Annotated in this window: 21 protein-coding genes; 13 read left to right on the top strand and 8 right to left on the bottom strand. The window is 69.3% G+C overall.

The genetic code is table 11. From position 1 onward, the window contains the following. Positions 1 to 111: 111 nt before the first annotated feature. The 3 genes from ACFWGD_RS11850 to ACFWGD_RS11840 all read right to left on the bottom strand — a co-directional run bounded on the left by ACFWGD_RS11850 (position 112) and on the right by ACFWGD_RS11840 (position 4,360). The gene (locus ACFWGD_RS11850) at positions 112 to 1,839 is read right to left on the bottom strand and encodes a DUF222 domain-containing protein (protein ID WP_377778897.1); all 1,728 of its coding nucleotides are present in this window, start codon (positions 1,837 to 1,839) and stop codon (positions 112 to 114) included. A gap of 281 nt (positions 1,840 to 2,120) precedes the next feature. Next, positions 2,121 to 2,975: a response regulator gene (locus tag ACFWGD_RS11845; protein WP_377778896.1), complete on the bottom strand. Its 855-nt coding sequence runs from the start codon at positions 2,973 to 2,975 to the stop codon at positions 2,121 to 2,123. Between the two features lie 5 nt (positions 2,976 to 2,980). Continuing rightward, the gene (locus tag ACFWGD_RS11840; RefSeq protein WP_377778895.1) at positions 2,981 to 4,360 is read right to left on the bottom strand and encodes a histidine kinase; all 1,380 of its coding nucleotides are present in this window, start codon (positions 4,358 to 4,360) and stop codon (positions 2,981 to 2,983) included. Between the two features lie 159 nt (positions 4,361 to 4,519). Between ACFWGD_RS11840 and ACFWGD_RS11835 the strand changes: the two genes are divergently transcribed. The 6 genes from ACFWGD_RS11835 to ACFWGD_RS11810 all read left to right on the top strand — a co-directional run bounded on the left by ACFWGD_RS11835 (position 4,520) and on the right by ACFWGD_RS11810 (position 10,468). After that, positions 4,520 to 5,611 carry an ABC transporter ATP-binding protein gene (locus ACFWGD_RS11835; protein WP_377778894.1) on the top strand — a complete coding sequence of 364 codons (1,092 nt, stop codon included), beginning with the start codon at positions 4,520 to 4,522 and terminating at the stop codon, positions 5,609 to 5,611. Between the two features lie 119 nt (positions 5,612 to 5,730). Further along, on the top strand, positions 5,731 to 6,987 hold the full coding sequence (locus ACFWGD_RS11830; protein WP_377778893.1) for an ABC transporter substrate-binding protein: 1,257 nt from the start codon (positions 5,731 to 5,733) through the stop codon (positions 6,985 to 6,987). A 139-nt stretch (positions 6,988 to 7,126) separates the two neighbouring features. Continuing rightward, positions 7,127 to 8,200, top strand: coding sequence for a carbohydrate ABC transporter permease (locus ACFWGD_RS11825; protein ID WP_377778920.1), 1,074 nt, complete (start codon positions 7,127 to 7,129; stop codon positions 8,198 to 8,200). After that, positions 8,197 to 9,039 (top strand): carbohydrate ABC transporter permease, encoded by an 843-nt coding sequence (locus ACFWGD_RS11820; RefSeq protein ID WP_377778892.1) that lies wholly within the window; start codon positions 8,197 to 8,199, stop codon positions 9,037 to 9,039. The genes ACFWGD_RS11825 and ACFWGD_RS11820 overlap by 4 nt, the downstream gene beginning before the upstream one ends. Before the next feature lie 22 nt (positions 9,040 to 9,061). Next, entirely contained in the window at positions 9,062 to 9,277 is a 216-nt protein-coding gene (locus ACFWGD_RS11815; protein ID WP_377778891.1) for a hypothetical protein, read from the top strand. Between the two features lie 75 nt (positions 9,278 to 9,352). Next, positions 9,353 to 10,468 carry a S41 family peptidase gene (locus ACFWGD_RS11810; protein WP_377778890.1) on the top strand — a complete coding sequence of 372 codons (1,116 nt, stop codon included), beginning with the start codon at positions 9,353 to 9,355 and terminating at the stop codon, positions 10,466 to 10,468. A 40-nt stretch (positions 10,469 to 10,508) separates the two neighbouring features. Here ACFWGD_RS11810 and purE read toward each other — a convergent pair whose 3' ends face one another. Continuing rightward, the gene (purE, locus tag ACFWGD_RS11805) at positions 10,509 to 11,033 is read right to left on the bottom strand and encodes a 5-(carboxyamino)imidazole ribonucleotide mutase (RefSeq protein WP_377778889.1); all 525 of its coding nucleotides are present in this window, start codon (positions 11,031 to 11,033) and stop codon (positions 10,509 to 10,511) included. A gap of 55 nt (positions 11,034 to 11,088) precedes the next feature. Then, complete coding sequence (locus ACFWGD_RS11800) at positions 11,089 to 12,336, bottom strand: 5-(carboxyamino)imidazole ribonucleotide synthase (RefSeq protein ID WP_377778919.1); 1,248 nt, start codon at positions 12,334 to 12,336, stop codon at positions 11,089 to 11,091. A 125-nt stretch (positions 12,337 to 12,461) separates the two neighbouring features. On the opposite strand from ACFWGD_RS11800, the gene ACFWGD_RS11795 reads away from it, so the two are divergent. Further along, positions 12,462 to 13,958 (top strand): DUF1846 domain-containing protein, encoded by a 1,497-nt coding sequence (locus tag ACFWGD_RS11795; protein WP_377778888.1) that lies wholly within the window; start codon positions 12,462 to 12,464, stop codon positions 13,956 to 13,958. A gap of 39 nt (positions 13,959 to 13,997) precedes the next feature. Here ACFWGD_RS11795 and ACFWGD_RS11790 read toward each other — a convergent pair whose 3' ends face one another. After that, positions 13,998 to 14,459 (bottom strand): hypothetical protein, encoded by a 462-nt coding sequence (locus ACFWGD_RS11790; RefSeq protein WP_377778887.1) that lies wholly within the window; start codon positions 14,457 to 14,459, stop codon positions 13,998 to 14,000. Positions 14,460 to 14,461: 2 nt separating this feature from the next. Continuing rightward, entirely contained in the window at positions 14,462 to 15,310 is an 849-nt protein-coding gene (locus tag ACFWGD_RS11785) for a biotin--[acetyl-CoA-carboxylase] ligase (RefSeq protein ID WP_377778886.1), read from the bottom strand. Positions 15,311 to 15,520: 210 nt separating this feature from the next. Between ACFWGD_RS11785 and ACFWGD_RS11780 the strand changes: the two genes are divergently transcribed. The 4 genes from ACFWGD_RS11780 (at position 15,521) to ACFWGD_RS11765 (ending at position 19,979) form a co-directional block, all read left to right on the top strand. Next, on the top strand, positions 15,521 to 17,173 hold the full coding sequence (locus ACFWGD_RS11780; protein ID WP_377778885.1) for an acyl-CoA carboxylase subunit beta: 1,653 nt from the start codon (positions 15,521 to 15,523) through the stop codon (positions 17,171 to 17,173). A gap of 126 nt (positions 17,174 to 17,299) precedes the next feature. Next, positions 17,300 to 18,928, top strand: coding sequence for an acyl-CoA carboxylase subunit beta (locus tag ACFWGD_RS11775; RefSeq protein WP_377778884.1), 1,629 nt, complete (start codon positions 17,300 to 17,302; stop codon positions 18,926 to 18,928). After that, complete coding sequence (locus ACFWGD_RS11770) at positions 18,925 to 19,188, top strand: acyl-CoA carboxylase subunit epsilon (protein ID WP_377778883.1); 264 nt, start codon at positions 18,925 to 18,927, stop codon at positions 19,186 to 19,188. Before ACFWGD_RS11775 ends, ACFWGD_RS11770 begins: the two co-directional genes overlap by 4 nt. A gap of 104 nt (positions 19,189 to 19,292) precedes the next feature. Continuing rightward, positions 19,293 to 19,979 (top strand): Maf family protein, encoded by a 687-nt coding sequence (locus ACFWGD_RS11765; protein WP_377778882.1) that lies wholly within the window; start codon positions 19,293 to 19,295, stop codon positions 19,977 to 19,979. 60 nt (positions 19,980 to 20,039) lie between these two features. On the opposite strand, the gene ACFWGD_RS11760 is transcribed toward ACFWGD_RS11765, so the two are convergent. Continuing rightward, entirely contained in the window at positions 20,040 to 21,107 is a 1,068-nt protein-coding gene (locus tag ACFWGD_RS11760; RefSeq protein ID WP_377778881.1) for a Cj0069 family protein, read from the bottom strand. A 291-nt stretch (positions 21,108 to 21,398) separates the two neighbouring features. Here ACFWGD_RS11760 and ACFWGD_RS11755 point away from each other — a divergent pair, with 291 nt between their 5' ends. Continuing rightward, entirely contained in the window at positions 21,399 to 22,292 is an 894-nt protein-coding gene (locus ACFWGD_RS11755; RefSeq protein WP_377778880.1) for a sulfurtransferase, read from the top strand. A gap of 483 nt (positions 22,293 to 22,775) precedes the next feature. Beyond that, entirely contained in the window at positions 22,776 to 24,554 is a 1,779-nt protein-coding gene (locus ACFWGD_RS11750; protein ID WP_377778879.1) for an acetyl/propionyl/methylcrotonyl-CoA carboxylase subunit alpha, read from the top strand. Positions 24,555 to 24,622: the final 68 nt, after the last annotated feature.

The following is a 24,622-nucleotide window of genomic DNA, read 5'->3' as shown; positions in this document are numbered from 1 at the left end:
TGGGGAGATTCGCGGTACCCGAGTCATACCCGGGTACGAGAGCCGGAGCTGATGCCCACGGCGGGTGGACAAACTGGGGCCCCGGTTACGGTCCGTCTTGTGCGTCGCGACTTACGGTCCGCCTTCTGCGTCGTGTTGCGCGTCGTGGTTTTTCGTCGCTTCCCGCCGCATCGTCCGTCCCGGGTTGGTCCACCCCGCCGGGTGCCGATTCTCTTTCGGCGCCCGCTTCGGGTCCCGTGCCTTCGGCGGTTGCCACACGATCCGCGGCTCGCCGGGCCCCTCGCCCTTCCGCGTCCACCACTTGTCCTCGTCTGTTCTCGAATCGTCGACGTTGGCATGGGTCTTGGGATCCACCAGCGTCAACAGATCGATGTCGGTGTCACCTCCGTACTGCCAACCTTCCGTGTGGTGGATGTGGCACCACGCCGCAGGTGCCGACGACCCCGGTGCCGAGCTCATCCCCTCTGCCGCAAACAATGACAGATACTGCGCCAATGATCCCCGCCGGCGGTTCTGGCCCAGGTACAGCGGCTGCCCCTCGAAGTCCAGCACCGACAGGAACAGATTCCGGGCATCGCAATGCTCCACGGCCTCGGCCACGGACATGTGCACGTTGGTATCCGAGACCACCATGCCGCTCATCGACTCCAATTGATCGAGAGTTGCCACCACCACTATCGACGTCGTGCCCCTGGCCGGTTGCAGCCTGCCCCGCCTCCAGGGAGGATCACGTGCTTCATCGGCCGCTGTCTCGATGGTGTGGTCGAAGGCCGTATCGGCCCGCGCACCGAAGTCGACGTCGATGATCGGCTCCGGGCCCACGCCGGGACCGGTGACGCCGTGTTCCTCGTCGTAGCCGGCCGTTCCGGATTGCTCGCCGTCTGAATCGGTGACACCGCAGTGCTCATCGGTGGCACCGGAGTGTCCTCCGTTCGCCCCGTGCTCACCGCCGGAACCGGCAGCACCGGCGGCCCCTGAAGCGCCGGTGCACTCATCGGTGGCACGGTGCCCGTCGTCCACGGGCCCTGCACCTTTACCGAAGCCCGCGGCCAATGCCGCTTCCAGCGCGTCGTGCATCCGCTGGCCCGGGCTGCGCTCATCGCGGGCGCCCTCGTCCAACAGGCCGCCCGGCCGACCATGGTCCGCGGCCAATCGCTTGAGAATCGCCGCCAGGTGCGGCGTCAGCCAGCCGGAGATCTTGCTCATCCCATCGTGGCCCTGCACGCCGACGCGAACGTCACGGGCACGCTTGCGGTCGGCATCGGTGTACGGGTCATCGATGCCCAGCATCGCCCGCAGCATCGGCGCCAGGTGGTCGAGATCATCGACCTCCACATGCTCGACCAACTCCGCAATGTGGGGATCCGCCGCGGCCGTCAGCTCGGCCTGAACCGACTTGGGGAAACCACGCAGCACCCGGTCGATCTTCTCCACCGCATCGGCTCCGATGACCCCGGCCTCCACCTTTTCCCGCACGCACGGCATGTACGCCTCATTGGCCGCACGCCCCGCCTTCGCGCACCCCGGGGCCGCATGCCCCGGCGTCAGCCGCCGGTAACAGGCCTGGCGCCGCCGCGCCTCCGCCCGGCTGATGTGCTGGGCATGGGCCACCACCGCCGCCATCTTCGACTCCGCGATCGGCGAATCATCGCACCGGGCCTGCAGGTACTCGGCGTCGATGACCGCCAGCACCTTCCGCGCATCGTCGAGCTTCCGGTACGCGGCCTCGCGCTGATCCCCGGCCAACCGGTCCCACGCGCCGCACGCCACGGTGGCGGCCTCCGCGAGTGCATCGATGGCGCCGAGGAGATCGGCGGCGCATCCGGCTGGCGAGTTCATGCCCCCGAAGCTAAGCGCACTCCACGTCGTACGCCAGTACTAAACGGGGAATATTTCGACTTGCGCTCACCGCGCCCCATGAAACGCTTGTGCGACAACGGATTTGGCGGAAAAACTCTTCCCCAACTGCACTAACCCCGTTCGCTACACCCGTCACTGTACTTTTCGGACGGGCGTCGAAATTGACCCACCACCGAACCCACCCAACGCCCTACCGACCGCACGTACGAAGGCGCAAGCGGGTGCGCGGCGTCGTCGTCAAGCACGAGCCCCGCCCCGCCCTACTCCAGCTCGCCGACGCCGACGCGCCCGGTGCTCAGCGCGAACAGGACGGCGTGGACGCGGTCGCGGGCGCCGGTTTTCATGAGCACGCGCCCGACGTGCGTCTTCACGGTCGGCATCGCGATGAACAGTTCCTCGGCAATCTCCGCGTTCGTCCGGCCCATCGCGATGAGCCGCAGAATCTCCTCCTCGCGCAGCGTCAGCGGGTCGGGCAGGTCGTCGCGGGTGCGCGCCTCCCCCACGACCTCGCTTGACGACGACCCCTCGCCCCCGAATCCGCCGCCCATCCCGGATTGGCTGGCGGCACTCCCCGCTCCGCCCGGCGCGCCCTGCCCGAGCATCGGCCGGACCTGCGCGATCAGCCGCGCCGCCGACCTCGCGGACAGGGCCGAATCGCCGGCCGCCACGTCGCGGATGGCGGCGAGCAGCTCCTCGGGCGCGGCGTCCTTGAGCAGGAACCCGGAAGCCCCGGCCGCGATGGCGTCGGTGACGTATTCGTCGACGTCGAAGGTGGTCAGCACGAGGATCCGCGGCGCGCCGCCATTCCCACCATCCCGGCCCCCAACCCCGGCCCCGACTCCGACCCCATCCCCGACCTCGCCGAGGATCCGCCGCGTCGCCTCGATCCCGTCGAGCCCGGGCATGCGGATGTCCATGAGGATCACGTCCGGCACCTCCGCCGCTGCGCGATCCACGGCGGCCGCCCCGTCGTCGGCCTGCCAGGCGACCTCCATGTCATCCTGCGAATCCACGACCATGGCGAAACCCGCCCTGACCAGCGCCTGGTCGTCGACCAGCGCCACGGTGATCGGCCCCTCGCCCATCCCGTCAGCCCGCTTATCCCGCTCGTCCATCACGTTCATCCCTTCGGCAGCCGCGCGGTCACGGTGAATCCGCCCGGTTCATCGTCGACGTCCAGCGTGCCGCCGTGCAGCGCCACGCGCTCGCGCATGCCGGTGATTCCCCGGCCGATGCGGGGTGTACCGCCATTGCTTTGCGACGCCTCCACCTCAACGTTCCCCGGCCCCGCCTCATTGCGCACCGTGACGGTGCAGCCGCGCTTGCCCCACTCCAGGACCACCTCGACGGCGACCTGGCCGGCGTGCTTGAGCGCGTTGGTCAGCGACTCCTGGACGATCCGGTAGATCGTCAGCTGCATCGTCGCCCCGACCGCGGGGCGCTCGCCCTCCTCCGACATGCGCACCCGCAACCCGGACCGGGTCGATTCGGCGACGAGCTGCGGCAGCGCGTCCAAGCCGGGCATCGGCGTGTACGGCACCGGTGGCACGTCGGTTGGATCGGAGGGGGCGGTGATGTGGGAGGGGGCGGGGTCGTCGTCAAGCGAGCCGGAGGTCCCCGCATCGGCGGGGTCCCGGAGCACCGACAGCAACTGGCGCATCTGCCCCAGCGAATCGCGGGCGGTCGAGGCGATGTTCTCCAGGGCCTCGACGGCCTTGTCGGGGTGCTTCGCAGCGATGAAACGGCCACCGTCGGCCTGCGCGATGACGGCGGTGAGGGAATGGGCGACGATGTCGTGCATCTCGCGGGCGATGCGGGTGCGCTCGGCGATGGCGGCGAGCTCGGCGCGGTCACGGAGCGCCAGCAGCTCCTGGTCGCGGCGGCGGCCGTTGAGGCCGAGCATCCAGAAGAAGCCCAGTACCGCCAGCGCCACCGGCGTCAGCGCGAGACCGACCTCCGGCTGGACCATGAGGTACTCCGAGCGCGTGGTCAGCGCGACGAGCACGCCCGCGGCCACGGCGCCCCAGACCGGGATGAACCACTTGCGCGGCACGAACCGGCCCAGGTGATGGACCGTGAACGCGGTGACCACGAAGGACGCGTACCCCGTCGGCAGCGCCGCCAGATGCACCGCCAGCAGCACCGGCAGAGCGACGTTGGCGACGCCCGGGACGCGCCTGCGCACCGCCAGCACCGCCCAGACGGCCAGCGCCCACCCGACGAGCACCCACCGCAGCCACGACGGGGGAAGCTCCTGGCCGGGCATGGTCACCGGCGGCGCGTAGAGGAAGTCGGTGTCCATGGTCGTGGCGAAGAACATCACCGCGGCGGCGATGACCGCGTCGACGGCCACGCCCCGGCGCGACGGCCCGGGGCCGTCGTCGGCGGTGGCGGTGGCGGTGGCGGTGGCAGGGGCAGTGGCTGGGTCGGGGCTGGGCAAGTGGCTGGCTTGGTCGGCGTGGCTGGCGTGGCTGGGGCGGCCGGGGGTCGGACCTGGCATGCCCCAAAACTAGCGCGGCGGCGCGGCGGCGCCATCGGCCCCGGGTATGAGATCCGGTGCCGGGCGGTGGCAGCGCGCGCGGCGGCGCGCGTCAGCGGCGCGCGGCGGCGGAGTCGAAAACCGGGAAAGCTCATCCGATGCCTCTGCTAGCTTGAATCCATGGCGACCGTCACTTTCGAACGAGTGCAGCTCACGTATCCCGGCGCGGATGCGCCCACGGTGAAGGACCTCGACCTGGACATCGCGGACGGGGAGTTCCTGGTGCTCGTCGGCCCGTCGGGCTGCGGCAAGTCCACCTCGTTGCGCATGCTCGCGGGGTTGGAGGAGGTGACGGCGGGACGGGTCCTCATCGATGGCCGCGACGTCACGCACGAGGATCCGAAGGACCGGGACATCGCGATGGTGTTCCAGAATTACGCCCTGTACCCGCACATGTCGGTGCGCGAGAACATGGGTTTCGCGCTGAAGCTGGCGAAGGTGGGCAAGGCCGAGCGCAATGCCCGGGTGGAGAAGGCCGCCGAGATGCTGGACCTGACCCCGTATCTGGACCGCAAGCCGAAGGATCTGTCGGGCGGCCAGCGCCAGCGCGTGGCCATGGGGCGGGCGATCGTGCGCGAGCCGCAGGTGTTCCTCATGGACGAGCCGCTGTCGAACCTCGACGCGAAGCTGCGCGTGCAGACGCGCACCCAGGTCGCCGCGCTCCAGCGCGAGTTGGGCGTGACCACGGTCTACGTCACCCACGACCAGGTCGAGGCGATGACCATGGGCGATCGCGTGGCGGTGCTCGATGCGGGCATTCTGCAGCAGGTCGCGCCGCCGAAGGAGCTGTACGCCCGGCCGGCGAACGTGTTCGTCGCGGGTTTCATCGGTTCTCCGTCGATGAATCTGTTGCGGGCCCGGCTTGACGACGGTGCGGTGGTCCTCGGCGACCAGCGCATCCCCGTCGATGCCGCCGTCGCCGGTGGGTCGGCGGGCGCGTCCGGCGAGATCATCGTCGGCGTGCGGCCGGAGGACACGACGCTGGGTGGCGGCGCGGGGGCCGGTACGCGGGGCATTGCCGCGACCGTCGCGCTCGTGGAGGAGCTCGGCGCCGATTCCTACGTCTACGCCCACACCAACGGGACATCCGAGCCCCTCATCGCCCGCGTCGGCGATGGCACCGCTCCCCCGGTGGGCACCCGCGTCACGCTCGTCGCCGATCCGGGCAAGCTGCACCTCTTCGATGCGGAGTCGGGCGGGCGGCTGAACTGACCGGCACTTACCCAATCGCCGCACCTTAAACAACCCTGTGATTCGCCCCACATAACATTTAGACTCGACCACAACCCCCGATTGCCGGGGACGTTCACGGACACGAAAGGACGACCATCATGGTCTCATTCCGCAAGTCTCTCCTGGCAGGTCTGGCCGTCTCCGGCCTGGTCCTGGCCGGTTGCTCCTCCGACGACGAGGGCGGCGCCGGCAACGCGGCGGCCAACGAGGGCCAGGACGCCCGCGGCCCGATCACCTTCGCGATGGGCAAGAACGACATCGAGAAGGTCCAGAAGATCGCCGAGCGCTGGAACGCCGAGAAGCCCGAGGAGCAGGTCAGCGTCCACGAGCTCGCCGGCGAGGCCGACGCCCAGCGCGAGACGCTGGTCCAGTCGCTCGAGGCGTCCTCCGGCGAGTTCGACGTCATGGCGCTCGACGTCACGTGGACCGCCGAGTTTGCCGCCAACGGCTACCTCGTGCCGCTGCAGGATGCCATGGAGGTCGACACCTCCGGCCTGCTCCAGCCGGCCGTGGACTCCGCCACCTACAACGGCACCGTCTTCGCCGTGCCGCAGAACACCAACGGCCAGCTGCTCTACCGCAACACCGAGCTGGTCCCGGAGGCCCCGGAGAACTGGGATGGCCTGCGCTCCTCGTGTGAGGCGCTGCCGGAGGACAAGGGCTGCCTGACGCTGCAGCTGTCGCAGTACGAGGGCCTGAGCGTCAACACCCTCGACGCCATCCACGCCTGGGGCGGTTCCCTCATCGACGACCAGGGCAACGTCACGGTCGACACCCCGGAGGCCAAGGCCGGCCTGCAGGCGCTGGTCGACGCCTACGGCGACGGCACCGTCACCAAGGAGTCCACGGGCGCGACGGAGGAGGAGACCATGCAGGCCTTCACCAACGAGCAGTCCGCGTACGCCGTGAACTGGCCGTACATGTTTGACGCCGCCGACGAGACCCCGGTGGCCGGCAAGTTCGAGGTCACCCCACTGGTCGGCCCCGAGGGCACGGGCGTGTCCACGCTGGGCGGCTACAACAACGGCATCAACGCCCACTCGGAGAACAAGGCCACGGCCCGCGACTTCATCGAGTTCGTCATCTCCGAGGAGAGCCAGATGGGCTTCGCCGAGGAGTCCTTCCCGCCGGTGCTGGCCTCCATCTACGACGATGAGGTCCTGGTGGAGAAGTTCCCGTACCTGCCCGCGCTGAAGGAGTCGCTGGAAAACGCCAAGCCGCGCCCGGTGTCCCCGTACTACGCCGCCATGTCCAAGGCCGTCCAGGACAACGCCTACGCCGCCATCAACGGCACGAAGGACGTCGACCAGGCGATCACCGACATGAAGGCCGCCCTGGAGCAGGCCTCCAACTAGCACCGCGAACGGGCACCGCGAACCAGCACCGCCCGCGCATCAGCAACGCCCGCGGGCCCCGCTCCTGCCCGGGGCCCGTTCCACGATCGAAGGAGAGTCGAGCGTGTCCACGTCGACCGTCGGCAAGCACCGCAACCCGGTGCCGCCGGACAGCGCCGGGAAGCCCGGCGGCGGCAGGGCCCGCACCCGCCCGAAGTCGAAGCTGAAGGCCCTGTGGCTGGTCGGCCCAGCGCTGGCGGTGCTGGCGGTGGTCATCGGCTACCCGATCCTCCGCGCGATCTGGCTGTCCTTCCAGGCCGACCGCCACCTCGACCCGTCCACGGGCATGTTCGTCGAGGGCGGCTTCGCAGGCTTCCAGCACTACCTGTACTGGCTGACGCAGCGCTGCATGCTTTCCGACGGCACCGTGGGAACCTGTGCCCCGGGCACCCTGTCCACGGACTTCTGGCCCGCGGTGGGCATCACGCTGTTCTTCGCCGTGGTCACCGTGTCCCTGGAGACCCTGCTGGGGTTGGGCATGGCGCTGATCATGGCGCGGGATTTCGCCGGGCGCGGCATGCTGCGCGCGGCGGTGCTCATCCCCTGGGCCATCCCGACCGCGGTGACCGCCAAGCTGTGGCAGTTCATCTTCGCCGACTACGGCATCGCCAACAAGATCCTGTCGCCCTTCACCGATGAGGCGATCCGCTGGACCACCGACCCGTGGGCGGCGCGGTCGGCGGTGATCGTCGCCGACGTGTGGAAGACGGCGCCGTTCATGGCGCTGCTCATCCTCGCCGGCCTGCAGATGATCCCCAAGGACGTCCACGAAGCCGCCCGCGTCGACGGCGCCACCACGTGGCAGCGGTTCCTCCACATCACGCTCCCGCTGGTCAAGCCGGCGCTGATGGTGGCGGTGCTGTTCCGCACCCTCGACGCGCTGCGCATGTACGACCTGCCGGTGATCATGATCTCGTCGTCGTCGAACTCGCCGACCGCCACCATTTCGCAGCTGGTCGTCGAGGACATGCGGCAGGGCAACTTCAATTCCTCGTCGGCCCTGTCGACGCTGGTGTTCCTGCTCATCTTCGGCGTCGCGTTCGTGATGATCCGCTTCCTCGGCGCCGACGTATCCGGCTCCCGGGGGATGAAGCACAGAAAGAAGGCCGCAGCCGCGGAAGAGACTGAGGCGGAAGAAACCGAGAAGGCCGAGATCCCGGAGGTGGCGAAATGACCGCCGGCAAGCGCATCCGTTCCTGGGCCGGCAACTACCTGGCCGTGATCCTCATCCTCGTGTGGGGCCTGGCGCCGTTCTACTGGATGTTGGTCACCGCGCTGCGCGACTCGGCGCACACCTTCGACACCACCCCGTGGTTCACGCACGTGACGCTGCAGAACTTCGAGGACGCCCTGGCCACCGACAAGGGCAACGACTTCCTCGGGGCGATCATCAACTCGCTGATCATCGGCGGCGCGACGACGCTGGTGGCGCTGGCCGTCGGCGTGTTCACCGCCTACGCGCTGGCCCGGATGGACTTCCCCGGCAAGGGGTTCGTCACCGGCATCATCCTCGCGGCGTCGATGTTCCCGGGCATCGCGCTGGTGACGCCGCTGTTCCAGCTCTTCGGCGAGCTGAAGTGGATCGGCACCTATCAGGCGCTGATCATCCCCAACATCTCCTTCGTGCTGCCGCTGACCGTGTACACGCTGACCAGCTTCTTCCGCGACCTCCCCTGGGAGCTCGAAGAGGCCGCCCGCGTCGACGGCGCCACCCGCGGCCAGGCGTTCCGCATGGTCATCCTGCCGCTGGCCACCCCGGCGCTGTTCACCACCGCGATCCTGGCGTTCGTGGCCACGTGGAATGAATTCATGCTCGCCCGCCAGTTGTCCAACACCGCCACCGAGCCGGTCACCGTGGCCATCGCGCGATTCACCGGCCCGTCGGCGTTCGAGTACCCGTACGCGGCGACGATGGCCGCCGGCGCCCTGGTCACCATTCCGCTGGTGATCATGGTGCTCATCTTCCAGAAGTGGATCGTCTCCGGCCTCACCGCCGGCGGCGTGAAGGCGTGACCGCCGCCTACACTCGCTTCCCATGACCGGATCGCATCAACCCCGCCACGACGCCAAGGCCCGCAGAATGCGGGTGGAGGCGGTGGCGGGGTTCATGATCTTCTGGACCCTCGTCATCGGTGCATGGGCCGCCTACCGGATCGCGGTCGGCGCGCCCTCGGTGGCGCTGAGCCTTCTGCTGCTCGCCTTCGTGATCGTCGACGTGATCATCTGGCGGAAGTGGCGGGAGCTGGAATAGCCGGACCTTCTCGGGAGAACGGAATCAGACCGTGGTCCGATGCGCCCGCGCTGTGCCCGGAATAGCTTCGGCCCCATGAAGACCTCCACGAAACTCCTCTCCTGGTTCGGTGGCGTGATCGCGGCCCTGCTCATCGTCGCGCTGGCCGCAGTTCACTTCTTCGGCCCCTCGGTGGGGGCGATGGTCGTCGGAAAGCCGATCTTCCTCGTGCCCCCATCTCCCTCGCGCTATGCGAACGTCGCGCTGGACATCATGCAAGAGCAGGGCATTTACGGGGACTCCCCCGAGTTCGCCGCCGCCCGGGCCGAGGCGGAGCGCATGCTCGATGGCGCCGACCTCCGCGACTACGCGGACACGTGGCCGGCGCTCGATCTCGCCATCGATGCAGCCGGAGGAAAGCACTCGAAGGTCCTGCGCCCCGAGGGCGACGGGCAGGGCACCGGCGACGATGCCGGGGACGAAGCCGGGAGCGATGCCGCACCGGCGGTGACCTCGGAGGACACCGCCGCCGGTGGCCGCGTGCTCACCGCCACCGTCCCGGCCCATGGCGGCGATTCGGGCGGCCCGGAATCCCAGCGCTACGCGGACACCCTCGCCGCGGGCATCGCCGGGGAGACCCGTGCGGGGGCCTGCGGCGCCATCGTCGACCTGCGCGGCAACGGTGGCGGGGACATGGGGCCCATGGTCGCCGGATTGTCGGCGCTGCTTCCCGACGGCGACGTGCTGTGGTTCGACGGGCGGGGAGGTTCATCGGCGGTCAGCCTGCACGGCGGGTCGCTAAGCGGCGGCGGTTCGCCGATCACCGTCGATGCCGGGCCCAAGGCCGACGTCCCCGTCGCGGTGCTCGTCGACGGCGGCACGGCGAGTTCCGGCGAAGCGACGATGCTCGCGTTCCGAGGGTTGGAAAACTCGGCCTCGTTCGGGGCCCCGACCGCCGGTTATGCCTCCGCGAACACGGTCATCGGCATGCCCGGCGGCATGAAACTCATGCTCACCGTGGCCAAGGACCGCGACCGGACGGGCGACGTCCACATGGACGAGCCGATCCGGCCCGACCACTCCACCGACAACTCCACCGACAGCGTCACCGGCAGCTCCACGGACTCCGCCACGGACGCGGCGTCGAGCGGGGACGCAGCAGACGCGAAAACCGCAGCACTCGAGTGGTTATCCACCCGAGGCTGCGGCTAGGAGCCGGTTCGGCAGCGAACGTCGCCCCGATCCGGCCGGGCTACTCCCCCATGAGGCTGTCGCGGAGGTTCTTGTCCTTCTCCAGGACGGCGTCGCGCATGTCGGCCTGGTACTTCTCCATGGCCGTCACCAGCTCGGGGTGGCCGGCGGAGAGGATGCGAACGGCCAGCAGGCCCGCGTTCTTCGCCCCGCCGACGCCGACGGTGGCCACCGGCACGCCTCCGGGCATCTGCACGATCGACAGCAGCGAATCCATGCCCTCGAGGTTCTCCAGGGCGCGCGGCACGCCGATGACCGGCAGCGCCGTCGCCGACGCCACCATGCCCGGCAGGTGCGCCGCGCCACCGGCGCCGGCGATGATCACCTTCAGGCCGCGCCCGGCCGCCGACTTCGCGTAATCCAGCATCCGCTCCGGGGTGCGGTGCGCGGAGACCACGCCCACCTCGAAGGGCACGCCGAACTCGGCCAGCGCCTCGGCGGCCGGCTGCATGGTCGGCCAGTCGGAGTCGCTGCCCATGATCAGGCCCACCAGCGGCCCGTCGACGCCATTCAACTTCGCGGTCATGATCTTCGTCCTCTATCTCTCGGTGATGTCCCGTTGGTCCCGGCTTCGGGCCGGTCTACTTCTCCACGTACCCGTCGGCCCACACTGCGCCGACGATGAAGCCCGCGGCCAGGTCCGCCTCGCGCCGCGTCGCGGCGACGCCCTCCGGCGAACCATCCTGGCCAGGCACGTTGACGTGGCCCAGCTTCCGCCCGGCGCGGTACCCCTTGCCGTACCAGTGGATCTTGGCATGCGGGAAGCGGCGCCACACCGCGGCGAAGCGGTCCTTCATGGGCATCTCCGGGTCCTCGGCCGCACCCAGCGCGTTGGCCATGACGGTCACCGCCGCGGTCGGGGCAACGTCGCCGAGCGGGTAGTCCAGCACGGCGCGCATGTGCTGCTCGAACTGGCCGGTCGCCGACCCGTCCTGCGTCCAGTGGCCGGTGTTGTGCGGGCGCATGGCCAGCTCGTTGACGAAGATCTCCGGCTGCCCCGCGGCATCCCGCGTCTCGAACAGCTCCACCGCCAGCACGCCCGTCACGCCCAGTTCCTCGGCGATGCGCACGGAGAGGTCGCGGGCGCGCGACGCCAGGCCGTCGTCAAGCCCCGGAGCAGGGGCAACGGCCTCCACGCAGATCCCGTCGCGCTGCACCGACTCCACGACCGGCCAGGCCGCGACCTGCCCCGACGGGGTGCGGGCGCACATGGCGGACAGCTCGCGGGCGAGGTCCACCTTCTTCTCGGCCATCAGCGGCACGCCGTCGGCCAGGAGCTTGTCGACGAGACCCTGCAGCTCATCGGCCTCCGGGAACCACACGCCGTGGCCGTCGTAGCCGCCGCGACAGGCCTTGAGGCACACCTTGCCGCCGACGACCTCCGCGAAACCGATGGCGTCTTCGACGGACTCGATGGCCATGAACGGCGGCACCGGGGCACCGATCTCGCGCAGGCGCTTGCGCATGACCAGCTTGTCCTGCGCATTGACCAGGGCGTCCGGGCCGGGCTGGACGGAAATGCCGTCGGCCTGCAGCGCGCGGAGATGCTCGGTGGGCACGTGCTCGTGGTCGAAGGTCACGGCGTCGACCGGGCGGATGGTGCCGCCGGAACGCACGCGTGTGGCGCGGCGCAGATCCTCGAGATCCCTGTAATCGCCCAGCTCGACGTCGTGGCAGATCTGCGCGGCCGAAGAATCGCGCGACCCGGCCAGCAGCCGGACCGACTGGCCGATCTCGATGGCGGCGGTCTGCATCATGCGGGCCAACTGGCCGTCGCCGATGACGGCGACGACGGGCATGCCCGGCGCGTGCGCCGGATTGGCGGGCACGGGACGGTCGGCGGGAGCGTCTGCGGGATTGCGGTGGCTGTTCTCCGGTGCGGTCACGCGTCCATCATAGGCTGCGGCGGACCGGCGGCCTGCGGCGGTTCCCGGGGCGACTACGATGGGTGCCCATGCAGGATCATGCCGTGGGATTCGATCGCGACCAGTACATCAACCTCCAGTCCGAGCACATCCGCCGGCGCCGCGAATCCGTCGGCGGCCGCCTTTACCTGGAGATGGGCGGCAAGCTTTTCGACGACATGCACGCCTCCCGCGTCCTCCCCGGGTTCACCCCGGACAACAAGATCGCCATGCTCGAGCGCATCAAGGACGACATGGAGATCCTGGTGTGCATCAACGCCCGCGATCTGCAGCGCAACAAGGTCCGCGCCGACCTGGGCATCCCCTACGAGGAGGATCTGCTGCGCCTGGTCGACGTCTTCCGCGAGCGGGGCTTCCTCACCGAGCACGTGGTGCTCACCCAGTACGAGGAGGGCAATGCGGCCGCGGCGGCGTTCCGCACCCGCCTGGAGCGCCTGGGCATGAAGGTGTCGCTGCACTACATCATCCCCGGCTACCCGGCCGATGCCGAGCGCATCGTCGGCGAGGACGGCTTCGGCCGCAACGAATACGCCGAGACCACCCGCGACGTCGTGGTGGTCACCGCCCCCGGCCCGGGTTCCGGCAAGCTGGCCACCTGCCTGTCGCAGATCTACCACGAGCACGTCCGGGGCGTGCCCTCCGGCTACGCGAAATTCGAGACGTTCCCCATCTGGAACCTGCCGCTCGACCACCCCGTGAACATGGCGTACGAGGCCGCGACGGCCGACCTCGACGACGTCAACATGATCGACCCCTTCCACCTGTCGGCCCACGGCGAGCAGGCGGTCAACTACAACCGCGACGTCGAGGTGTTCCCTCTGCTCAAGCACCTGCTGGAGCGGATTTCCGGCAGCTCGCCCTACGAGTCGCCCACCGACATGGGCGTGAACATGGCCGGCTTCGCCATTTCCGATGACGCCGTGTGCCGCACCGCCGCCGAGCAGGAGGTCGTCCGCCGCTACTACAAGGCGCTCGTCGACGAGCGCCGCGACGAGGCCGACCCGGTCGTCTCCGACCGCATCGCCATCACCATGGGCAAGTTGGGCCTCAACCGCCGCTCGCGGCCCGTGGTCGAGCCGGCGCTGGAGCTGGCGGAGGCCACCGGCGCCCCCGCGTCGTCGATCCAGCTCGCCGACGGCGAGATCATCGTGGGCAAGACATCGTCGCTGCTGGGCTGCTCGGCGGCCATGTTGCTCAATGCGCTCAAGCACCTGGCGGGCATCGACCCGCGCGTCGACCTGCTGGCGCCGTCGTCCATCGCGCCGATCCAGACGCTGAAGACCCGCCACCTGGGCAGCCGCAATCCCCGCCTGCACACCGACGAGGTGCTCATCGCACTGTCGGTGTCGGCCGACGGCGACGACAACGCCCGCCGCGCGCTCGACGAGCTGGCGAACCTCCGCGGCTGCGACGCCCACACGACGACCATCCTCGGATCGGTCGACGAGGGCATCTTCCGCAACCTGGGCATCCTGGTCACCTCCGAGCCGGAGTACCAGGTCAAGCAGCTCTACCGGAAGCGGTAGCGCCTCACGGGCCAGCGTCGGCCCGGGGCAGGCCGGTGCCTACGTCATCCGATTGACCATCTTGGCCACCTTGCGGGTCGCCGGCACGTCGCGGATCGCCATCGGCGGCCCGAACGGCGACACCCGCAGCTGCAGCACGGTGCCGCGCCGGTCGACGCCGCGCACGGAACGCAGGTCGACGGTGACCACGCGCGGCCGCAGCAGCCCGCGCCGGAGGATGATCCGCCGGTCCGTCAGCACGAACCGCTCCCCCAGCCATTCCAGGCCGGGCTTGACGACGCGCCACGCCACCAGGATCGGCCACATCATCAGGAGGAAGTCCCGCAGGCCGGCCAAGTCGCCCGGCGCGATACGGGGGGAGTCGATGAATCCGACGAGGAGCCAGATCACGCCCGTGATCGCCGCGAGCTCGAGCAACGGCCAGGTCAATCGGCCGAACACCGGGTTGGTGTCCAGCAGGACGTCCTCGCCGTCGTCCATTTCATCCCAGGGAAAGGACATACCTACTTCTTCGCCTCCCCCGCGTACCCGCCGTCGACGGCCCGCAGATGGCGGACGTCGCCGGCGGTGACGGTGCGGTTGGCGCCGCCGTCGTCGCGCACGACGAGCTCACCGTCGTCGAGGATGTCCACGGCCTCGCCGATCAGCTCGCCGCCGCCGGGCAGTTCGACGCGCACGCGGGTGCCCAGCGTCAGGCAGGTGGCGCGGTAGTCGGCCATCATCGATTCCCGATCCTGGCGCCACTGCCGCTCGCGGCGGTCCAGCGCATCGAGCAGGCCCGCGGCCAGCTTCGTGCGGTCCAGATTCTTCGCCCCCGCCAGCGCCAGCGAGGTCGCATGCGGCACCGGAAGCTCGTCCTCCCGCAGATCGACGTTGACGCCCATGCCCACGACCAGCGCGGGAGGGGCGATCGACGCGGCCTCGACGAGGATCCCGCACAGCTTGCGGCCGCCGAGCAGCACGTCGTTGGGCCACTTCAGGCCGACCGGGGGGCCCGCCACGGCGTCGTCGCCAAGCACACCCGCCACATCGCGGACCATGTCCACCACCGCAAGCCCCGCCACCAGCGACAGCAGGCCCAGGTCCTCGACCGGGACGCCCTCGGGCCGGAACAGCGCCGACACCGCGATGGACGAACCTCGGGGAGCCGTCCAGGACCGGGACAGTCGGCCGCGGCCCGCGGTCTGCTCCGAGGCGACCATGGCCAGGCGGTCCGGCGCGCCCTCCGACACCATGCGCGTGACGTCGGCATTCGTGGAGCCCGTGGACTCCACGGCGTGCACCCGGCGCCACCTGGGCAAGGCGGCGCGCAGGGCGGCCGCATCCAACGGGGAACGGGGGTCGTGGCTCATGGCATCGCAGTCTAGCGGGGGGCCCGGATCGACCGGAACGCGAAAAAACTTTTCCAACCGAACGCCACCGTTACCCGGCCGTTATTTACCCGTGACCTGTACGTATGGGAAACAGTGTTCGCCGGGCGGCGCGCTACGGTTATGGCGGGTGACATTTGTCACACCGCAATGGCTTCACCTTTTCGGCTCCAAACGCTATCTTCCTCAAACATGACCTTCTCCTCACGTTTGCTCCCCGCCGATCAGGACACCGCCGCCGCGTCCGCCGCCGACTTCGGCGACGACCGCCCGCCGCAGACCACCGCGGCGAAGAACGAGGACCTGCTCCGCCGCCGCGCCGAGGCCTCCATGCCCGTCGGCCCCGCCGCGCACCAGAAGGTCCGCGACAAGGGCCGCATGACCGCCCGCGACCGCATCGCCCACCTCCTCGACGAGGATTCCTTCGTCGAGACCGATGCCCTGGCGCGCCACCGCACCAAGGACTTCGGCATGGACTCCAAGCGCCCCGCCACCGACGGCATCGTCACCGGCTGGGGCACCGTCGACGGCCGCGAGGTCTGCGTCTTCTCGCAGGACGGCACCGTCTTCGGCGGCGCGCTCGGCGAGGTCTACGGCGAGAAGATGGTCAAGCTGCAGCAGCTGGCCATCAAGACCGGCCGCCCGATCGTCGGCCTGTACGAGGGCGCGGGCGCCCGCATCCAGGACGGCGCCGTGTCCCTGGACTACATCGCCCAGACCTTCCACTACAACGTCAAGGCCTCCGGCGTCGTCCCCCAGATCTCCGTCATCTTCGGCGCCTGCGCCGGCGGCAACGCCTACTCCCCCGCCCTGACGGACTTCGTGGTCATGGTGGAGAACTCCTCGCGCATGTTCGTCACCGGCCCCGACGTGATCAAGACCGTCACCGGCGAAGAGATCACCCAGGAAGAGCTCGGCGGCGCGACCACCCACATGGAGCTCGCGGGCAACACCCACTACACCGCCTCCGACGACGAAGACGCCCTCGACTGGGTCCGCGACCTGCTCGACCACCTGCCGGACAACAACCGCTCCCTGCCGGAGATCGTCGAGGACGACTTCGACGCCGCCGTCAACGACGACGACCTCGAGCTCGACTCCATCATCCCGGACAACCCGTCCCAGCCCTACGACGTGCGCGACGTCATCGGCGTCATCGCCGACGACGGCGACTACATGGAGATCCAGGAGGGCCGCGCCGACAACGTCGTCGTCGCCTTCGGCCGCATCGAGGGCCGCGTGGTCGGCTTCGTGGCCAACCAGCCGCTGCAGTTCGCCGGCTGCCTGGACATCGACGCCTCCGAGAAGGCCGCGCGCTTCATCCGCACCTGCGACGCCTTCAACATCCCGCTTGTCCTGCTCGTCGACGTCCCCGGCTTCCTGCCCGGCGCCGACCAGGAGTACCAGGGCATCCTGCGCCGCGGCGCCAAGCTGCTGTACGCCTACGCCGAGGCCTCCGTCCCGAAGATCACCGTGACCATGCGCAAGGCCTACGGCGGCGCGTACTGCGTCATGGGCTCCAAGGGCCTGGGCGCCGACCTCAACCTGGCGTGGCCGACCGCGCAGATCGCCGTCATGGGCGCCGCCGGCGCCGTGGGCTTCCTGCACCGCCGCGAGATCAAGGCAGCGCTGGAAGAGACCGGCGACGCCTCGGCGCTCGTCAAGGAATACGAGCAGGCCTACGAGGACCACATGCTCAACCCGTATCTCGCCGCCGAACGGGGGCTCATCGACGAAGTCATTCTGCCGTCCGAGACCCGCACCCGGATCGCCCGCAATCTCCGACTGCTGCGCGACAAGAAGGTTGCCTGGCCTGCGCGCAAGCACGGCAACATGCCGCTGTAGCCACCCGCGGCGACGGAGTCGCGGGGGGTGCCCGCAACCCCCGCGACAACCCCCTATCCACCCCCAAGCGAACGCCGGTTGCCCCCATTTCCCGGACCGTTGTTCCCTGAACGTAGACTCGTGAACATGACGACTGCCGCACACACCACCACCGGCACCGAGCCGGACAAGTCCACCACCGCTGGCAAGCTCGCCGATCTGCGCGCACGCCTCGCGGAGACCCAGGCCCCGATGGGCCAGGCCTCCATCGACCGCGTCCACGACAACGGCAAGCTCACCGCCCGCGAGCGCATCGAGTTCCTCCTCGACGACGGTTCCTTCGTCGAGATCGACGCCCTGGCCCGCCACCGCTCCAAGAACTTCGGCCTGGACGCCCGTCGTCCGGTCACCGATGGCGTGGTCACCGGCTACGGCACCATCGACGGCCGCAAGGTCTGCGTCTTCTCCCAGGACGGCGCGATCTTCGGTGGCGCGCTCGGCGAGGTCTACGGCGAGAAGATCGTGAAGATCATGGATCTGGCGATCAAGACCGGCGTGCCCATCATCGGCATCAACGAGGGCGCCGGCGCCCGCATCCAGGAGGGCGTCGTTTCGCTCGGCCTGTACTCGCAGATCTTCTTCCGCAACACCCAGGCTTCGGGCGTCATCCCGCAGATCTCCCTGATCATGGGCGCCTGCGCCGGTGGCCACGTGTACTCGCCGGCCCTGACCGACTTCATCATCATGGTCGACGGCACCTCGAAGATGTTCATCACCGGCCCGGACGTCATCAAGACGGTCACGGGCGAGGAGGTCACGCAGGAGGAGCTCGGCGGCGCCGGCACCCACATGGCCACCTCCGGCACCTCGCACTACACGGCGTCCGACGACGAGGACGCGCTGTCCTTCGTCCAGGAGCTGGTCGGCTACCTGCCGTCGAACAACCGCGCCGAGGCCCCGCGCCTGGAGGCCGAGCCGTTCGAGGGTTCGATCGCCGACAACATCAACGAGACGGACCTCGAGCTCGACACGCTGATCCCGGATTCCCCGAACCAGCCGTACGACATCAAGGACGTCATCACCCGCCTGGCCGACGACGGCGACTTCCTGGAGATCCAGGAGGACTACGCGCAGAACGTGGTCATCGGCTTCGGCCGCGTCGAGGGCCGCTCGGTCGGCTTCGTCGCCAACCAGCCGATCCAGTTCGCGGGCTGCCTGGACATCAAGGCGTCCGAGAAGGCCGCGCGCTTCGTGCGCACCTGCGACGCCTTCAACATCCCGATCGTCATGCTGGTCGATGTCCCGGGCTTCCTGCCGGGCACGTCCCAGGAGTTCGACGGCATCATCCGCCGTGGCGCGAAGCTGCTGTACGCGTACGCCGAGGCGACCGTCGGCAAGATCACGGTCATCACCCGCAAGGCGTACGGCGGAGCGTACTGCGTCATGGGCTCCAAGGACATGGGCGCGGACATCAACCTCGCCTGGCCGACCGCCCAGATCGCCGTCATGGGCGCCTCGGGCGCCGTGGGCTTCATCTACCGCAAGGAGCTGAAGCAGGCCGCCGCCGACGGCAAGGACGTCCTGGCGGTGCAGAAGGAGTACGAGGCCGAGTACGAGGAGACCCTGGTCAACCCGTACATGGCCGCCGAGCGTGGCCTCATCGACGCGGTCATCCCGCCGTCGGAGACCCGCGGCCAGATCATCGAGGGCCTGCGTCTGCTCGACCGCAAGGTCGTCAACGTGCCCGCCAAGAAGCATGGGAACATTCCGCTGTGACCGATAACGCCACCGACACCACCGCCGCCGACAACGCCGAGGCGCAGGAGGCCCCCAAGGCCCCCTTCCTCAAGGTCGTCAAGGGCAACCCGACCGACGCGCAGGTCGCGACGCTGGCCGTGCTGTTCGCGGGCATGGCCAACGGTGCCGCCGACGCCGGCCCGAAGGGCCCCCGCAATCAGTGGGGCAACCTGGACGAGCGCCTGCAGCAGCCGCTGAGCCACAACCCGGGCAGCTTCCAGAACGTCCAGTACTTCTAGGTCGCGCCGAACGGCTTGCTTGACGACGACGCCGCCGCCTCCCCTCACCGGGACGCGGCGGCGCCGCCGTTTCCGGGGTCCGCCGGGCCGCTACCGTGGTGTGCATGAGCACCGCGCCCGCACACCGCATCGTCCTCGCGTCCAGTTCCCCGTCCCGGCTGATGGTCCTGCGTTCGGCGGGCGTGGAGCCGGTGGTGTCGCCCCCGGAGGTCGACGAGGACGCCATTCTCGGGGAGTTGGCGGCGGAGGGGGCGGACGCGGGGACCGTCGTCAAGCGCCTCGCGGAGGCGAAGGCGGCCGCGGTGGCCGGCACTGTGGCGGACTCGATGGCCGGGGACGCTGCAAGCGGGGCGGGCACCACCGTGGTCATCGCGTGCGATTCGATGCTGCTGATGGGCGGCGAGCTGTCCGGCAAGCCGCACACCATCGATGAGACGGTGCGGCGGTGGAAGTCGCAGCGGGGCCGCGAGGGGGAGCTGGTGACGGGGCATTCGATCACCGCCCTGCTGCCCGGCGGGGGCACGCGGTCGGCGACGGAGGCGGTGTCGACGGTGGTGCGCTTCGGCGAGCCGTCCGACGCGGACATCGCCGCCTACGCGGAGTCCGGTGAGCCGCTGGGCTGCGCCGGGGCCTTCACGCTCGAGGCGCTGGGCGGGTGGTTCATCGACGGCATCGACGGCGACCCGTCCAGCGTGCTCGGCCTGTCGCTGCCGCTGATCCGGAGGACCCTGGCCGGATGGGGCCTGGACGTTTCCGCGTTCTGGAACCGCCCGGGCCGCGCGCAGGCCTGAAAAACCGGCTCCCCGATCCGGCGCAAGGGGCCGGATAAGGAGCCGGATCAGGAACAGTTCTTAGGCGTCGCCGAACTTGTCGGTGACGCGCTTGATGGCCTCGTCGGCCACCATTTCCTGGATGCCCATGTCCAGCTCCGAGGTGAAGCCGACGCAGGAGCAGTTGATCTCGCCCAGGACGAAGGTGTCGCCGCCGTCCTCGGCGTCGTCGAGCATGAAGTCGGCGGTCCAGATCAGCGGGATGTTGTCGCCGCCGAGCTTTTCGGCGATGACCGGGCGGGCGTCGGCGAACATGTCGACGAGCTCCTGCCAGTCCTCCGGCTTGTCGTAGGTGTACTTGGCGCCGGAGAACAGGGTGGCGGAGAAGTTGTCGCCGCCGGCGGCCGGCTTCTTGTGCACCACGAACACCGGGTGCGGGCCGACCATGAGCACGCGGACCTCGCCCTCGACGATGCGGGGCATGAAGCGCATGTCCACGAGCATGCCGTTGTCGCCGATGATGTACTGGTCGCAGAAGTTCATGAAGTCGCCCAGCTCGCGGACCTCGGTGTGGTTGTCCACGGCCTCGGTGCACTTGAGCTTGGTGTCCAGCGGCAGGGCGGTGCCCGGCTCGACGGAGGCGGCGAGCTCCTTGTCCTCCAGCTGCACACGCCAGATGCCGGAGCCCGTGGAGCCGCGGTTCTGCTTGAGCACGCGCTCGCCGTAGGACAGGGACGTGGGGAACGTCTCGTGGAAGGACTCGACGTCGTAGTAGGCGGCGGTGTCGGAGGGCACCAGGTCGGTGTCCTTGAGCTTGACCAGGGCGTCCTTGGCGCCGTACGCCATCATCTCCTCCGGCGTCGACATGCCGACTAGGCCGGCCTCGCTGGAGAGGCGGGTCAGCAGCTGGAAGTAGCCCTGCTCGCCGCCGGGGATGTTGCCGGGGTTGACGCGGGAAACGTAGCCGTCGTAGTTGGCGGACACGTGATCGAAGAGGGCGTCGGACCATTCCGGGCGGTAGTAGACGACGTCGGCGCCCCAGCCCTTTTCGCGGATGGCCTCGACGATCGGCATGGTGTCGCGCCGGTGGCCGTCGAAGTACTTGTCGGATCCGCCCTCGACCTCGAAGACGACGATGTTCTTGTGCATTTTCTGCTCCTCGAAAGCATGGGGCCGGGTTCGCCGGCACCGCCTCCCCGTGCAGGTCGGGGCCCCGGAACACGCGGGTTTAGTGCACGTTCCAAGAAAATCTTAAACGGGCACTGAGAACTTATTAGGGTAACATCCGCCACTTTCACCCCCGCCCGAAAAGCACGGCGTCATCGCAGGTCACGCGGCACTTTGGGGCGGGTGCGGGGGCAGTGGGGGCGATGCCCGTAAGGTGGTGGGTACCGTTTCGCGCCGACCGCGCCGGCGCGGCACCCTCGAGAAGGAGCAAAGATGGCGGCCCCGCACGACCCGCACCCGCAGTTCCAGCAGTACGCGCACCCCGAGCGCCTGGTGTCCAGCAATTGGCTGGCCGCCCGCCTCGGTTCGCCCGGCCTGCGCGTCGTCGAGTCCGACGAGGACATGCTGCTCTACGACATCGGGCACATCCCGGGCGCGGTGCGCATCGATTGGCACTCCGATTTGAACGATCCGACGATGCGCGACTACGTCGATGCGGAGGCCTTCGCCGAGCTGATGCGCTCGAAGGGCATTTCCCGCGACGACACGGTGGTCATCTACGGCGACAAGTCGAATTGGTGGGCGGCGTACACGCTGTGGGTCTTCGAGCTGTTCGGCCACCCGGACGTGCGCCTGCTCAACGGCGGCCGCGATGCGTGGATGACGGAGGAGCGCGACACCAGCTTCGAGGTCCCGGAGTACCCGCGCACCGACTACCCGGTCATCGAGCGCGACGACCGCACCCTGCGCGCGTACGCCGCCGATGCGCGCGAGCTGATGGGCGACGGCAACCTCATCGACGTGCGCACCCCGGAGGAGTACTCGGGCAACCGCACGCACATGGTCGATTACCCGCAGGAGGGCGTGCTGCGCGGCGGCCACATCCCGACTGCGGTCAACGTGCCGTGGAACCAGTCCGTGCACCCGAATTCCCGGTTCCGCTCGCGCGAGGAGCTGGAGGCCATCTATTCCGACGTCGAGCCGGACGGCGACACGATCGTCTATTGCCGCATCGGCGAGCGGTCGGCGCACACGTGGTTCGTGCTGCATCACCTGCTGGGCCGCGAAAACGTGCGCAATTACGACGGATCCTGGGTCGAGTGGGGCAACATGATCCGCATGCCCATCGCCCGCGGCGCCGAGCCCGGCGAGGCCCCGGCGAAGTAGGCCGGCAAAGTAGGTCACGGCTCCGCGGACCGGGCCCGGGCCTGCGGGCGGGTCGTCTCGTTTGCTTGACGACGCCACCTCCGCCCGCATCATCTTTCCGTTCCCGCACCTCCATCACCCCCGACGCGATCCCCCCGGAACCGGGTGCATTCCACACCCCGGGAGCCGGGCACGGACACGCGCCGGGGGTTCTTTCCTGGGCCCTTGGTGCGATGTAATGCGAACTTTGGGCGGGGCAACCAGTTGGCCGACCCAATTACCGAGGTCGAACACCGTTCAAGTTCGCAGGGTGTCCCCAAGGCGGGGTGGGGCGACAAAGGCCATGACGGCCACCTGTGACAGAATGGCCGTATTGGGTTGGACGGTGTTAGCCCGTACATGTGCCCCGTGCATGTGGCCTGCCGCACCGTCGGACCCCGATGACTGTCGTACCAAACGCCGGTCGGACGAGCCGTCCGGTGCCCACGAAAACAGGAGGGTTTCGTGTCCGAGCAGACCACCGAGAAGATCACGAAGGTTCTCGTCGCCAACCGTGGCGAGATCGCCGTTCGCGTCATCCGCGCCGCGAAGGACGCCGGCATTCCGTCGGTCGCCGTCTATGCGGAGCCGGATGCTAACGCGCCCTTCGTGACGATGGCCGACGAGGCGTTCGCGCTGGGCGGCCAGACGTCCGCGGAGTCTTACCTCGTCTTCGACAAGATCCTCGACGCCGCCAAGAAGTCCGGCGCCAACGCCATCCACCCGGGCTACGGCTTCCTGTCGGAGAACGGCGATTTCGCCGAGGCCGTCGAGAACGCCGGCCTGATCTGGATCGGCCCGTCGCCGGAGTCGATCCGTTCGCTGGGCGACAAGGTCACCGCGCGCCACATCGCGCTGCAGGCCGACGCCCCCATGGCCCCGGGCACCAAGGAGCCGGTCAAGGACGCCGACGAGGTCGTCGCCTTCGCCGAGGAGTACGGCCTGCCCATCGCCATCAAGGCCGCCTTCGGCGGCGGTGGCCGCGGCATGAAGGTCGCCTACGAGATGTCGGAGGTCAAGGACCTCTTCGAGTCCGCCACCCGCGAGGCCGTCGCCGCCTTCGGCCGCGGCGAGTGCTTCGTCGAGCGCTACCTGGACAAGGCCCGCCACGTCGAGTGCCAGGTGCTGGCCGACAAGCACGGCAACGTCATCGTCGCCTCCACCCGCGACTGCTCGCTGCAGCGCCGCTTCCAGAAGCTGGTCGAGGAGGCCCCGGCCCCGTTCCTCACCGAGGATCAGGACCAGCGCCTGCGCGAGTCCGCGAAGGCCATCTGCAAGGAGGCCGGGTACTACGGTGCCGGCACCGTCGAGTACCTGGTCGGTTCCGACGGCCTGATCTCCTTCCTCGAGGTCAACACCCGCCTCCAGGTCGAGCACCCGGTCACCGAAGAGGTCACCGGCCTGGACCTGGTCCGCGAGCAGTTCGCCATCGCCGAGGGCCGCGAGCTGACCCTCAAGGAGGACCCGGAGCTCCACGGCCACGCCTTCGAGTTCCGCATCAACGGCGAGGACGCCGGCACCAACTTCATGCCGGCGCCGGGCACCATCACCAAGTACGAGGAGCCGTCGGGCCCGGGCGTCCGCATGGACACCGGCATCCGCGAGGGCGACGTCATCGGCGGCCAGTTCGACTCGATGCTGGCCAAGCTGATCGTGTGGGGCAAGGACCGCGATGAGGCCCTGCGCCGCTCCGCCCGCGCCCTGGACGAGTACAACGTCGAGGGCCTGGCCACGGTCATCCCGTTCCACCGCCACATCGTGGAGAACCCGGCGTTCGTCGGCGACGGCGAGAAGTTCGACGTCTACACCAAGTGGATCGAGGAGGAGTGGGACAACCCCATCGAGCCGTACGCCGGCGACTCCGAGGTCGACGCCGACGAGGCCGTGCCGTCGCAGAAGGTCACCGTCGAGATCGACGGCCGCCGCGTCGAGGTCGCCCTGCCGGGCGATCTGGCTCTGGGCGGCGGCGCCGGCGGCGCCCGCAAGAAGGCCAAGAAGCGCCGCGCCGGTGGCGCCAAGAAGGCCGCTTCCGGTGACGCCGTGGTCGCGCCGATGCAGGGCACCGTCATCAAGGTCGAGGTCGAGGAGGGCCAGGAGGTCGCCGAGGGCGACACCGTGGTCGTGCTCGAGGCCATGAAGATGGAGAACCCGGTCAAGGCCCACAAGGCCGGCACCGTCACCGGCCTGGCGGCCGAGGCGGGCGCGGGCGTCGGCAAGGGCGACGTCCTCATGGAGCTGAAGTAGGCTCCCCCCTCCCGCCTCCGGGCGGGAACTGAACGACGGCGATCCCCGCCGCACCGGATGGTGCGGCG

It is taken from the genome of Corynebacterium sp. NPDC060344, assembly GCF_042725215.1.
Classification (GTDB): Bacteria; Actinomycetota; Actinomycetes; order Mycobacteriales; family Mycobacteriaceae; genus Corynebacterium.
This window is presented reverse-complemented; position numbering and strand designations above follow the sequence as displayed.